Genomic DNA, 12,757 nt, shown 5'->3' with positions numbered 1-12,757 from the left:
AAGGTTGACCGTCAATCAGGACGGCCATGGATTGGAGTAAAGCAGTTGTTCAAAAAGTACGCATGCTACTTGAGCATTTGTTTGCTCGCTGCGCCGTTTGTCGCTTGTGCCGAAGAGCCGTTGCCGGGACTCCCGACGCTGCCGCCCGTGCCGACGGAAATGCCCATCGAACCGCAGAGCCCGTTGCAGGCTGCGCTGATCAGCCTGCCCCAGGCGTGCCCGACGATCGGCACCAGTCTCAACGGCCCGGCGCTGGATCAGTTGCGCGCGTTCTACCAGCAGCAGGACTGGCTGCCGGTGTGGGCCGATGGCGGGCAATTGCCGGCCTTGCATGCGCAATTGCAGCTGTTGGCCGACGATGGCCTGAACCCGAAACGCTATCCGGTCGCACTTACCGCACCGCAGGATGGCGAACTGTGCGCCGACATCGAGATCAGCCGTTACTACCTGCAAGCCCTGCAGGATCTGCATTACGGCCGCCTGCTGCAATCGCACTTCGAACCGCTGTGGCATTCCGACGAAACGCCTCGCGACCGGCAGGCCGAATTGCTGGCGATCGCCGTGCCAGGCGTGCACAACGTTCCCGCCGCCTTCGATCTGGCCCGGCCGCAGTTGGCGCAGTACCGGAACCTGCGTCATCTGTATGCCGCGCAGCGCCTGCAAGCCCTGCCTCAGTGGACGTCGGTGGGCAATGGGCCGTTGCTGCGTCCGGACATGGAAGACAAACGCGTGCCGGAACTGGCCCGCCGGCTGTACAGCGAAGGTTATCTGAGCAGTGTGGTCGGCACGCCGGACAACGCTTATCACGGCGTATTGGTGGAGGCGGTGAAGAGCTTTCAGGCCAACCATTCGTTGCAGGCCGACGGGGTGGTCGGGCCGGGAACGATTGCCGAACTCAACATCAGTCCGCTGACCCGCCGCGAACAGTTGCGGGTCAACCTTGAACGTTTCCGCTGGATGGCCCAGGACATGGAACCGGACGGTCTGCTGGTCAACGTCGCCGCTGCCGAGTTGACGCTTTATCAGGGTGGCCTGCCGGTGTGGCAGACCCGCACCCAGGTCGGGCGCGCCGAACGCCAGACCCCGCTGCTCAAGTCCCGGGTCACGCGCCTGACCCTGAACCCGACCTGGACCGTGCCGCCGACCATCTGGAAGGAAGACAAGCTGCCGGAAATCCGCAAGGACCAGACCTTCCTCAGCCGCCAGAACCTGCAAGTGCTCGACGCCAACGGTCAGCCGCTGGCCGCCGCCGACATCGACTGGGATAACCCCGGCAACATCCTTCTGCGCCAGGACGCCGGGCCGCGCAACCCGCTGGGGCAGATGGTCATCCGTTTCCCTAATCCGTTCTCGGTGTACCTGCATGACACGCCGAGCAAGGCGCTGTTCGACAAGGGACCACGGGCGTTCAGCTCCGGCTGCGTGCGGGTCGAGCATCCGATGAAGCTGCGCGATTTGCTGCTCAGTCCGGCGGAGAAGGCGCGCACCGACACCTTGCTCGCCACCGGCACGACTCACGAGTTCCGGTTGAGCAATCCGGTGCCGATTCTCATGACGTACTGGACGGCCCAGGTCGACGGTCATGGTCGCGTGCTTTACGCACCGGACATCTACAGCCGGGACAGCGCGCTGTTGGCGGGACTCGACCGGGCGCATTGATCCTCAGCGGCTGGCGCGTTTCCAGAAAAACCGCGCCAGCCACGCATCCACGCTCAACTTGCCGGCACCGGCGAATACCAGCGGCACCAGCGCAGCGAGGTAGATCGCCGGCAGCTTGAAGTTGCCGAAGCCCTTGTTGGTGATCGCGTAGCCCTGGGCCAGCTCACTCAACGATGACCAGTCCGCTGGCCAGTGCACGGCAGCGGTGGCGACGACGGTCACGACAATCAGCGAAATCGCCGAAATCCGCGTGCCGAATCCGATGAGGATCGCCAGCGCGCAGATCAGCTCGGCCCACATCGACAGTTCCCAGTTCAGCGTGGCGGGCAAGTGGTCGAAGGGAAACGGGAACCGCTCCTGAATGTCTTCGAACCAGTTCTGGCCGTTGAATTTCTCCAGCCCCGATTCGAAAAATTCCCAGGCGATGAACAGGCGCAAGGTCAGCGGCGCGAGCCACTGGCCGGCGCGGTCAAGGTTCACATGCAGGCCTTTGACGGCCGACGAGAGAGCTGTGGTCATGGCAAGGCTCCATTCATTCAAAAGAAAACGGGGCACCGACGTGCCCCGCGAAAAGGCTTATTCGCCGGCGCCGCACTTGCCTTCGCCGCATTTGCCTTCCGAAGTTTTTTCCGCCGAGTCGGCCTTGGCCTGGGTCTGGCTGTAGCCGTGATCCAGTTGCTTGACGCTGAACGCTTCAGAAGCCGAAGCCGCGTTGGACAGGGCCAGGCCACCGGCAAGCAGCAGGCCGAGAGTCAGGGAGGTTTTCGAGAGCTTGGTCATGGTGAATCTCCGATGCGATAGGTGAGTTCAAAGGCTTGATCGGGGCTGCCGATCGACAGGTTCATTTGAACGTCGGGCTGTATCGCGGATGTGTCGCGAAGGGCCGGATTTGTGCGCGGGATGTGTCGGGCGTCGGGCCGTACACAGTGCGATACACAGCGCCGGTGTGATTCGATCGCCGGGCGCAGCGTCTAGCCACGGTGTCCCCGCAATCCCATGGGGCGAGACTTCGAGACCCGGCATGCAAGCGCTGTTGAACGAGATCCTTGACGCGGTTCGGCCCCTGATCGGGCAGGGCAAAGTGGCTGACTACATTCCTGCCCTCGGCACTGTGCCGGCCAATCAATTGGGCATTGCCGTATATGGCAATGACGGCGAGATGTATTGCGCCGGCGATGCCGAGACGCCGTTCTCGGTGCAGAGTATTTCCAAGGTGTTCAGCCTGGTGCAGGCCATCGAACATTCCGGCGAGGCGATCTGGGAACGCCTGGGCCACGAGCCGTCCGGCCAGCCGTTCAACTCGCTGGTGCAGCTGGAGTTCGAACGCGGTCGTCCGCGCAATCCGTTCATCAATGCCGGGGCGCTGGTGATCTGCGACATCAACCAGTCACGCTTTGCCGCACCGGCCTTGTCGATGCGCGACTTCGTGCGGCGGCTGTCGGGCAACCCGCAGGTGATGGTCGACGGCAAGGTCGCCGACTCCGAATACCAGCACCGCGCGCGCAACGCGGCGATGGCGTACCTGATGCAATCCTTCGGCAATTTCCACAATGACGTTGAGGCGGTGTTGCGCAGCTATTTCAGCCACTGCGCGTTGCGCATGAGCTGCATCGACCTGGCCCGGGCATTCTGCTTCCTGGCCAACGACGGTTTCTGCAAACACAGCGGCGAGCAGATCCTCAGCCGACGCCAGACCCAGCAAGTCAACTCGATCATGGCCACCAGCGGCCTTTACGACGAGGCCGGCAACTTCGCCTATCGTGTCGGCCTGCCGGGCAAGAGCGGCGTCGGTGGCGGCATCGTTGCAGTGGTGCCGGGGCAGTTCACGGTGTGCGTGTGGTCGCCGGAGCTGAACACGGCGGGCAACTCGCTGGCGGGGATGGCGGCGCTGGAAATGCTCAGCTCGCGGATTGGCTGGTCGGTGTTCTGAGGCCGTGTTGCTTTGAGGGAGGCCAACCTATACATTTTCCGGCCGCCCTCAATATGGTGAATCCGCTCCATGTCTCTCGCGCTCGAACGTCTCGTCGCTGGCACGCCTATCCCTTTCGCCGGTAACCGCGTCACCGTGGTCAGCCCCGAACTGGCCGAGCGTTTCCGACCCGGCGACCACCTGCTGGTGGAGCAGGTGAGCGGCGAGCTGTTGCTGATTCCGGTGGTGGATCAGCAGGCTGCATCGGTGGCGATCGAGCGTGCAGCGGCGGCGTTTACCGCTTTGTCCGCTGTGCCGGATGAGGCCATCAGTCGCTTCTTCGATCTGTTTGCCCAACGTCTGGAAAACCCGGACGCCTGGGCACTGATCGAAATCGCCAACCTCGCCGACATCGAACGGGCCAAGGCGCGCGGTCGTTCCACTACCCGGTTGCTCGCCGACGAGCGCATGCGCCGCGACATGATCGCCGGCCTGCGCGCCTGGCGTGATGCGCCGGCCACACGCGGCAAGGTAATCAGCAGCGTCGAGCACGACGGCTGGAAGGTCGAGCAGGTGGTGTCGCCATTGGGCATCGTCGCGTTCGTGTTCGAAGGTCGGCCGAACGTCTTCGCTGACGCCGCTGGCGTTCTGCGTACCGGCAACACCGCCGTGCTGCGGATTGGCAGCGATGCGCTGGGCACCGCGCAAGCCATCGTCACCCACGCCCTGAACCCGGCGCTGGCCGATGCCGGTTTGCCGGCGGGTGCGGTGTCGCTGGTGGAGAGCGTCAACCACGCCGCCGGTTGGGCGATGTTCGCCGACCGGCGTCTGTCGCTGGCGGTGGCCCGTGGTTCGGGCCGTGCGGTCAGCCAATTGGGCAGCATCGCCCAGCAGGCCGGCACCGCTGTCAGCCTGCACGGTACCGGTGGCGCGTGGCTGATCGCCGACCGCGATGCCGACGCCAAACGCTTCGCTGCTGTGGTGCGCAACTCGCTGGACCGCAAAGTCTGCAACACGTTGAACGTCTGCCTGATCCAGCGCGACCGTGCCGCCGAACTGGTGCCGCTGTTCCTCGACGCCTTGCAGCAGGCCGGCACCGCGCGTGGTCAGGGCTGCAAATTGCATATCGTCGAAGGCAGCGAACGCTACCTGCCGAGCGAATGGCAGAACGCGACGGTCGAGGTCTATCGCGCCGAGGGTTACCAGACCGAAGCCCTGGCCGAGCCGCTGCCGGAAGCGCAACTGGGCCGCGAGTGGGAATGGGAAGAAACCCCGGAAACCAGCCTGATGATCGTCGACGATCTGGATCAGGCCATCGCGTTGTTCAATCGCTACAGCCCGCAATTCACGGTGTCGTTGATCAGCGAAGATGCAGCGGTTCAGGAACGTTTCTACAGCGCGGTCAATGCGCCGTTCGTGGGCAACGGGATCACCCGTTGGGTCGATGGCCAGTACGCGCTGAACAAGCCGGAACTGGGTCTTTCGAACTGGGAAAGCGGCCGGTTGTTTGCCCGCAGCGCGATCCTCTCCGGCGACGGTGTGTTCACCGTTCGCAGCCGCATGACGCAAATCGATCTGGGCGTAAAACGCTGAACAGAACAACGCCGCGCCCGTCGCAATGACGGGCGCGGCGTTGTGTTTTCAAGCCGCATCGACTGCCTGACCGTACACCGCGCACGTCGACGGTTGCTCGGCCAGCGAGACGAAAGTGCGACGGTCGGCACTCAGCGCGTCGATCGAGCCGGTCTCGATGTCGTACACCCAGCCATGCAGATTCAGCAGGCCTTTCTCCTGGGCCAGGCGCACGCTCGGGTGAGTCTGGATGTTCGCCAGCTGCGCGATCACGTTTTCCCGCACCATCGAACTCAGTTTGGCGGCGTCATTGGCGTGCGGCCGCGATTCGTTGACCACTTTCGCCGACTCGGCGTGTTGCAGCCAGCCGCTGACGGCGGGCAGGTGATCCATGCATTTGCACTGGGCGATGGCGGTCATCGCGCCGCAATCGGAGTGGCCGCAGATCACGATGTCGGTCACGCCGAGCACGGCTACCGCGTATTCCACCGTTGCCGAGACCCCGCCCGGATGCGGGCTGTAGGACGGCACGATATTGCCGGCGTTACGGATCACGAACAGCTCGCCGGGCTCTTGCTGGGTCAGCAGTTCCGGGACGACGCGGCTGTCGGAGCAGGTGATGAACAAGGTGCCCGGGGTTTGAGTCGTCGCCAGGTGTTTGAACAGCTCGGTGCGTTGTGGAAACGCTTCGTTCTGGAACTTCAGGAAGCCTTCGATCAGGTTTTTCATGGTGTAGTCCTCTCAGTTCGAACAGCCGGTGCCGAATTCGCTGTATTGAAGAATGTGTTTTGCGCCGTGGCTGTCGAGGTAAGTCATCTCGACCGGTACTACGCCGCAGACGTCAGCGACCGGGGTGATGCTCACGACTTCAGCGATATCCAAAGACATGCCGTAGCGGTAGGCGACGGCCTCTTCATCAGCCTGGGCCTGGGCGGCAAGACCGGCGAGCAGGGCCAGGGTCAACAGAATTTTTTGCATGGGGCAGCCTCCAGACAGGTGTGGTGATGACATGGCAATTCAGGTTTGGTAAGGCCCGTACGCGGTGTACGGGCCCGGAGGGATCAGAACGGACGCAGTGGCAGGAACTTGCCGTCGAGGGTGACCACGGCGCGGGAACCACCTTCAGGGTCTTCGACTTTCTTGATGTCGAGCTTGAAGTTGATCGCGCTGATGATGCCGTCGCCGAACTGCTCGTGAACCAGCGCCTTCAGGGTGGTGCCGTAGATCTGGATCATCTCGTGGAAGCGGTAGATGGTCGGGTCGGTCGGCACACCGTCGAGGCTGCCGCGCAGCGGGATGATTTGCAGGGCGGCGACGTCTGCGGCGCTCAGCTCAAGCTTGTCGCCGACCACTTCGGCAGCAGCTTTTGGCAGTGGATGCTGGCCGAGGAGGGCGGCGGTGACGTAGGCCAGGCTCAGGCCGGTGCCGTCGGCCAGATCCTGCCACGACAGGTTCTTCTGTGCCTTGGCATCCAGGACGCGGGTGGTCAGGGCGATGCGGCTATCATTGTAGGCTTGGGATTGCATGGTGCTTCTCCTTTCGGGGTTGGCTTGCTGTGTGGGATTCATCTTCTGCCGATTGATCCATAGCGTCCAAGACCGATATACAATGCCAAGCATAAGTACTGCCTATAGATGGAGCGTCCCATGCTGCTGCGACATTTGCGATACCTGCTGGCCGTGGCCGATCACGGCGGCTTCACCCGGGCGGCCGAGGCGCTGCACGTGTCGCAGCCGACCTTGTCGCAACAGATCCGCCAACTGGAAGAAAGCCTCGGGGTGGATCTGTTCGACCGCACCTCGCGCTCGGTCAAACCCACTGACGCCGGCCAGGCCTATATCGAATGCGCACGACGGGTACTGGTGGAGCTGGAGGCGGGCAAGCGCGCGTTGCATGACGTGAAGGACCTGTCCCGAGGCTCACTGCGCCTGGCCATGACCCCGACGTTCATGGCGTATCTGGTTGGGCCGCTGGTGCGCGATTACGTGGCGCGGTATCCGGGGATTCACCTGGAGATTTTCGAGTTGTCGATGGACGACATCGAGGCCGGGCTGGCGGATGACTCGCTGGATATCGCGATTGCCTTCACGCCGGTGCGCAATCCGGACATTGAATGCATTCCGGCATTTGTCGAGACGTTGGGGGTGATGGTCGGGCGCGAGCATCCGCTGTACGACAGCTCATCGGTGCTGACCCCGGATGACATTGCGCAGCTGGATTTCGCCTTGCTGGCGCCGGATTTCATCACGCGGCTATCGATTGACGAGTATTTCCGTCAGCACGGCATCACGCCCAAGGTGCAGATCGAGGTGAATTCGGTGAGTACGTTGCTGGAAGTAATCCGGCATGCGCCGATTGCGACCATATTGCCGGAGGCGATTGCGACCGAGGACCGGGCGTTGCGCCGGTTGCATGTCGAAAGCGAGGCGCCGCAGCGGGGAGCCGCGTTATTGCGGCGCAAGAATAACTATCACAGTGCGGCGGCTGAGGCGTTCATGAAGCTCGTGCTGGAAACTCGTTCATGAGCTTTTTTTGCGAGCAATAAAAAGGGCCTGCTTCGTTTTCGAAGCAGGCCCTTTGTTTATTGAAGTTTTAACTTAGCAGAACCGATCAATCACCCGAACTTCGTTGTTGTTCTGCATCGAGTCCCACGCCTGTTTCAGCGTTTGCAGAACATTACCGATGAAGTCCTTGTCGGCCGCGGCTTTCTTGCCAACGTAGCCGTGGCCGCGGCGGTACATCTTCAGGCGGGCCAGCAGGTTCTGGTTGTTCCGGTCGAACTCTTCTTCACCAGCATGGGGCGACAGGCAGTCGATATGGACCTGACCCGACTTGCTGATCCACAGAATATGGCTGTCGTGGCTGTCTTTTTGCGCAGCGAACATACGAGCCAGTTCTTCGATAGTAGGTTGATTGTTCAGATTCATGATATTGCCCCTTGACCAGTCTGGTGATCTTTCAAAGTTGATTCGCTAATACAGGTAGCCCATCGGTTAGTTGATCCCTGGCACCGAAACCAGGACGTCAGCGGTCGCCCGTGTGAAGTACGGGGTCATGCGTCTGTTGCATGTAGTCGTGTTGAATAACTGCTACGCAATAGCGTCACAACGAGGAGAAGCAGCGAAAACCGGGAGGCTCCTTGACGACGTTTTCAGGGTCGACCACAAGCGTCTTGAGAATTTTCGCCAGCGCTTCTCGTCCTTGTACTGGACGTTCAGGCCAGGTCAGCTTCTTCAATCTGCCTTGTGGGCAGCGTGTATCCGGAAAAAACAGCTCGGCGGTCAGACGAGCTTGCTCAAGCGTGTTGCCAGTGCTCCCGATCGGGGAGACGTCTGCATCATGCAAAAGCCAAACGACGCCGTCAACGGTTTTGTAGTGATTATTTTTGGTCACTACATATTGTCGGACAAAGTCATTCTGGAATGAAAAAGGAGGTCTTCAGGCAGCGGGAGAAAGGCTGCGCAGGCAGTAGAACGTGCAGGGATAGCCGTCCACGGTTCTGGTCTGGCGGGTAAAGTCGCCGCCGCTCAGCTCGGGGATGAGCCGGGCCCAGAACCGCTGTGCAGGCAGGTTGGCATCGACATGGAAAATCTGCCATCGACCGGGCAGGTGGCTCAAGAGGGCAGAGGCGACAAACTGCGCGACGCCTTGGCCACGCCAGCGCCGGCTGACGAAGAAATAGCCGATGTTGTAGTCGGCGCCTTCGATGAGTAGGTGGTCATCCACGGTCACGAACCCCGCCAGTTCACCGTCGACGTGGATCAGGAATGGCCGGGTCGCCGGCTGGCGCCAGTAATCGTCCTTCAACTGGATCGGGAAGAAACCATGCCCGCCCAGCTTCAGCGGCAACCACTCGCTGAAGTCGTAGGTGTAGAACTGCATCAGGTTTTCGAGGGTGTCCAGTTCGTCGCGCCGGGCGACGCGCAGTTCGATGACCGACATGCCGCTGCCTCCTGACCATCACTGCTGAAACAGTAGCGTGCAACGGGCTATTTGGCCGCCGGTTTCGCTGAGCGTTTACTGGTACCGGTGGCTTTGCGCCGAGTGGACTTGCGTTTGTTCTTCCATGGCGCAGCGGCCTTGCCGGCAGGTGGCGGGCCGCTGATGGTCAGACTCAGCCCGGCACATCGGGTGACTTGCTTGCTCATCCACGCGGCCTGTTTGGTAACGAACTCTTCAAGACTCATTTCGCCGCTCTGCACCATGTCCAGCGCCTGCTCCCAGATCGCCGTGGTGCCGGGGTCGGCAATCGCGCGCGGAACGGCGTCGATCAGGCTGAACGCGGCGGGCGTGGCGGACAGCGCCTTGCCGTTCTTCACCAGATAGCCGCGATCCAGCAACCCTTGAATGATCGACGCGCGGGTAGCTTCGGTGCCGATGCCGGTGGTGTCCTTGAGTTTCTGCTTGAGCAGCGGATCCTCCACCAGTTTGGCGACGTTCTTCATCGCCTTGATCAGATCACCTTCGGTGTAGGGCTTGGGCGGTTGCGTCCACAGGTCCTTGAGCTTCACGTCTGCCACGGCGCATTCGGCACCCTGGGTCAGTGTCGGTAGTGTTTGTGGCGCGGGGGCTTCACGGCCCTTGGCCGGGGCCAGCGCTTCTGGCAACGCGCGTTTCCAGCCCGGCTCGATGATCTGCTTGCCGACGGCGCGCAAGGCTTCCCCGGCGCAATCGAAATCGGCCTGGGTGCGGTCGTATTCGTGATTGGGCAGGAACTGCGCCAGATACCGCGCGCGAATCAGCGTGTAGACCGCGCGGTGCTTGCCGGTCAGGCGCTCCAGGTTTTTCGCGGCAGCGGTCGGAATGATGCCGTGGTGAGCGCTGACCTTGGCGTCGTTCCAGGCGCGGGAGCGGCGCTGTGGCTCCAGATGCTCGCGCAGCGCTTCGAGGCTCGGGTCGGCCTGGCGCAACGCCGCGAGAATCCCCGGCGCCTCGCTGTGCTGGCTCAGGGGCAGATAGCCGCAGTCGCTGCGCGGGTAGGTGATGACTTTGTAGGTTTCGTAGAGGGCCTGGGCGATGTCGAGGGTTTCCTGGGCGCCGAGGCCGAGCTTCTTCGAGCAGACTTCCTGCAAGGTGCCCAGATCGAAGGGCAGGGGCGCCACTTCGCGCATGCGTTCGGTGCGCAGCTTGATCACCCGGGCGCTGGCAGCGCTGCTGATTGCGGCGGCTGCTTGCTGAGCGAGGGCTTGATTGAGGCAGCGGTCCTGATCGTCACAGGCATCGTTTGGCGCACGCCATTGCGCCGTGAACGGCGTGCGGTTCTGCAGCAGTTGCACGTCGATGGCCCAGTACGCGACCGGCACGAAATCGGCGATGCTGCGGTCGCGATCCACCACCAGTCGCAGAGTCGGTGTCTGCACCCGGCCCACCGGCAATACGCCTTGATAGCCCGATTGCCGGCCGAGCAGGGTGAACAGGCGACTCATGTTCATCCCGATCAGCCAGTCCGCCCTCGAGCGCCCCAATGCCGAGTGGTACAGGCTGAAGGTTTCGGCGCCCGGTTTAAGTGCCGCCAACGCCTTGCGAATCGACGCCTCGTCCAGCGCCGAGAGCCACAAGCGGCGGATCGGCCCGCGATAGCGGCAATGCTCGACCAGCTCACGGGCGATCATCTCGCCTTCACGGTCGGCGTCGGTGGCGATGATCAGTTCGCTGGCCTCGCCGAGCAGGCGCTTGACCGCCTTGTACTGGCTGGCGGTACGCGGCTTGACGGTCATTTTCCATTTGTCCGGAATGATCGGCAGATCGGCCAGCACCCAGCGCTTGTATCTGGCGTCGTAGGCGTCCGGCGGGGCGGTTTCCAGCAAGTGGCCGATGCACCAGGTCACCGTGACATCCGTTCCCAGCCAGCAGCCGTCGCCCCGACGCTTTGCGCCGAGCACGGCCGCAATGTCCTTGGCCTGGGAGGGTTTTTCACAGAGGTACAGCCGCATAACCACCGTCGTCGATTATTGCCCGAAGAGGCGCACAGGATGGCCTGACTCGGGCATTCGGGCAACTTTTATCTGTATGGATATACAGATAAAAAGATTGCCGGTCATGACAGCCACGTCGGGGCAATCCGGGACGCTATCGAGAAATTGATTAGCGCCCCCGTTGGCGGCTGTGGCAGGTTCAATCTGCCTGACAAGGCGAGTGACAGGACGATCTCGCCAGAAGATCGCCGTTTTTCTGTCTGACACTGACTCTTCAGAAACAAGGACGTACACCATGTCTCAACCTTCCTCCCAGGCCAGCAGCGCCTTCACCGCCGTCGACACTTTCAGCCACCTGTACGACCGGGGCACCGGCAGCGTCAATGGCAAACCGTCGTTCACCGCCGACCAGGCCGCTGACGAAATCCTGCGAAAGGGCATGTCGTGGCAGGACAAGAATGCCGACGGCAAGATTGATCTGACCTACACGTTCCTGACCGACAAACCGTCGAATTACAACCCGAAGCTCGGCAACTTCAGCGAGTTCAGCGCCCAGCAGAAAGCCCAGGCCGTGCTGGCGATGCAGTCGTGGTCGGACGTGGCCAACGTGACCTTCACCGAGGGCAAGGGCGGCGACGGTCACATGACCTTCGGCAACTACGACGTCAGCACGGGTGGCGCGGCGTTCGCCTACCTGCCGCAGGGCAGCAGCTACGACGGCCAGTCGTGGTACCTGATCAACGATCAATATCAGGTCAACAAGACCCCCGACACCAACAACTACGGACGTCAGACCCTGACCCACGAAATCGGCCACACCCTCGGCCTGTCGCACCCGGGCGCCTACAACGCCGGCAACGGCAACCCGACCTACGGCGACGCCAAATACGCCGAAGACACCCGTGGCTACAGCCTGATGAGCTACTGGAGCGAAGCCAACACCGACCAGAACTTCAGCAAGGACGGCAGCGGCGCCTACGCCTCGGCACCGTTGATGGACGATATCGTCGCGGTGCAGAAACTCTACGGCGCCAACTTCGAAACCCGTGCCGACAACACCGTTTACGGCTTCAACTCCAACGCCGATCGCGATTTCTACAGCGCCACCTCGAACACCTCCAAAGTGGTGTTCTCGGTGTGGGATGGCGGTGGTAACGACACCCTGGATTTCTCCGGCTTCAGCCAGAACCAGAAGATCAACCTCAACGAAGGTTCGTTCTCCGACGTCGGCGGTCTGGTGGGCAACGTGTCCATCGCCCACGGCGTGACCGTGGAAAACGCCATGGGCGGTTCGGGCAATGACCTGCTGATCGGCAACGCGGCGGCCAACGATCTGATCGGCGGTGCCGGCAACGACATCATTTACGGCGGTGGCGGCGGTGATTCGTTATGGGGCGGTGAAGGCGCAGACACCTTCGTGTTCGGCGCGGCCAGCGACTCGACCATGACTGCGCCGGACTGGATCATGGATTTCACCAGCGGCCTGGACAAGATTGACCTGTCCGGTACCGCAGGATTTGCCACTGGCGCGGCCACGCTGAACTTCGTCAGTGGTTTTACCGGGCACGCGGGCGATGCGATCCTCACCTACTTCGAACAGACCAACCAGACCAGCCTGATGATCGACCTCACGGGCCAGGGTTCGGTGGACTTCGCCGTGGGTGTGGTGGGGCAGGCCGTGGCGACCGATATCGTCGCTTGA

At 62.1% G+C, this 12,757-nt stretch carries 14 protein-coding genes; 6 read left to right on the top strand and 8 right to left on the bottom strand.

What is annotated here, in order from left to right:
* Positions 1–45 precede the first annotated feature (45 nt).
* Positions 46–1,659, top strand: coding sequence for a L,D-transpeptidase family protein (locus QLG12_RS12100; RefSeq protein WP_282474582.1), 1,614 nt, complete (start codon positions 46–48; stop codon positions 1,657–1,659).
* Positions 1,660–1,662: 3 nt separating this feature from the next.
* On the opposite strand, the gene QLG12_RS12095 is transcribed toward QLG12_RS12100, so the two are convergent.
* Positions 1,663–2,178: a DoxX family protein gene (locus QLG12_RS12095; protein ID WP_236195080.1), complete on the bottom strand. Its 516-nt coding sequence runs from the start codon at positions 2,176–2,178 to the stop codon at positions 1,663–1,665.
* Positions 2,179–2,235: 57 nt separating this feature from the next.
* On the bottom strand, positions 2,236–2,439 hold the full coding sequence (locus QLG12_RS12090) for a hypothetical protein (protein ID WP_007950576.1): 204 nt from the start codon (positions 2,437–2,439) through the stop codon (positions 2,236–2,238).
* A 241-nt stretch (positions 2,440–2,680) separates the two neighbouring features.
* Here QLG12_RS12090 and glsB point away from each other — a divergent pair, with 241 nt between their 5' ends.
* Positions 2,681–3,589, top strand: coding sequence for a glutaminase B (gene glsB, locus QLG12_RS12085; protein ID WP_064379522.1), 909 nt, complete (start codon positions 2,681–2,683; stop codon positions 3,587–3,589).
* A 69-nt stretch (positions 3,590–3,658) separates the two neighbouring features.
* Entirely contained in the window at positions 3,659–5,161 is a 1,503-nt protein-coding gene (locus QLG12_RS12080; RefSeq protein ID WP_236195079.1) for an aldehyde dehydrogenase family protein, read from the top strand.
* 48 nt (positions 5,162–5,209) lie between these two features.
* Here the strand turns inward: QLG12_RS12080 and QLG12_RS12075 are convergent, their stop codons facing one another.
* The 3 genes from QLG12_RS12075 to cynS form a co-directional block, all read right to left on the bottom strand.
* Positions 5,210–5,869: a carbonic anhydrase gene (locus tag QLG12_RS12075; RefSeq protein WP_007950573.1), complete on the bottom strand. Its 660-nt coding sequence runs from the start codon at positions 5,867–5,869 to the stop codon at positions 5,210–5,212.
* Positions 5,870–5,881: 12 nt separating this feature from the next.
* Positions 5,882–6,118: a DUF2790 domain-containing protein gene (locus QLG12_RS12070; RefSeq protein WP_085654243.1), complete on the bottom strand. Its 237-nt coding sequence runs from the start codon at positions 6,116–6,118 to the stop codon at positions 5,882–5,884.
* A gap of 83 nt (positions 6,119–6,201) precedes the next feature.
* Positions 6,202–6,666 carry a cyanase gene (gene cynS / locus QLG12_RS12065; RefSeq protein ID WP_236195077.1) on the bottom strand — a complete coding sequence of 155 codons (465 nt, stop codon included), beginning with the start codon at positions 6,664–6,666 and terminating at the stop codon, positions 6,202–6,204.
* 120 nt (positions 6,667–6,786) lie between these two features.
* Here cynS and cynR point away from each other — a divergent pair, with 120 nt between their 5' ends.
* Positions 6,787–7,665: a transcriptional regulator CynR gene (gene cynR, locus QLG12_RS12060; RefSeq protein ID WP_282474581.1), complete on the top strand. Its 879-nt coding sequence runs from the start codon at positions 6,787–6,789 to the stop codon at positions 7,663–7,665.
* Between the two features lie 72 nt (positions 7,666–7,737).
* On the opposite strand, the gene QLG12_RS12055 is transcribed toward cynR, so the two are convergent.
* Positions 7,738–8,067: a hypothetical protein gene (locus tag QLG12_RS12055; RefSeq protein ID WP_011334739.1), complete on the bottom strand. Its 330-nt coding sequence runs from the start codon at positions 8,065–8,067 to the stop codon at positions 7,738–7,740.
* Between the two features lie 127 nt (positions 8,068–8,194).
* On the opposite strand from QLG12_RS12055, the gene QLG12_RS12050 reads away from it, so the two are divergent.
* A complete protein-coding gene (locus QLG12_RS12050) occupies positions 8,195–8,566 on the top strand; it encodes a hypothetical protein (protein ID WP_248742013.1) in 372 nt (123 codons plus the stop codon).
* A gap of 12 nt (positions 8,567–8,578) precedes the next feature.
* Here QLG12_RS12050 and QLG12_RS12045 read toward each other — a convergent pair whose 3' ends face one another.
* Both QLG12_RS12045 and QLG12_RS12040 read right to left on the bottom strand, forming a co-directional pair.
* Entirely contained in the window at positions 8,579–9,082 is a 504-nt protein-coding gene (locus QLG12_RS12045; protein ID WP_197867666.1) for a GNAT family N-acetyltransferase, read from the bottom strand.
* A gap of 47 nt (positions 9,083–9,129) precedes the next feature.
* A complete protein-coding gene (locus tag QLG12_RS12040; protein ID WP_197867667.1) occupies positions 9,130–11,073 on the bottom strand; it encodes a DNA topoisomerase III in 1,944 nt (647 codons plus the stop codon).
* Positions 11,074–11,350: 277 nt separating this feature from the next.
* On the opposite strand from QLG12_RS12040, the gene QLG12_RS12035 reads away from it, so the two are divergent.
* Positions 11,351–12,757: a serralysin family metalloprotease gene (locus tag QLG12_RS12035; RefSeq protein WP_282474580.1), complete on the top strand. Its 1,407-nt coding sequence runs from the start codon at positions 11,351–11,353 to the stop codon at positions 12,755–12,757.

It is taken from the genome of Pseudomonas sp. V88_4 (genome assembly GCF_029967985.1).
Taxonomy (GTDB): domain Bacteria; phylum Pseudomonadota; class Gammaproteobacteria; order Pseudomonadales; family Pseudomonadaceae; genus Aquipseudomonas; species Aquipseudomonas glycinae.
This window is presented reverse-complemented; position numbering and strand designations above follow the sequence as displayed.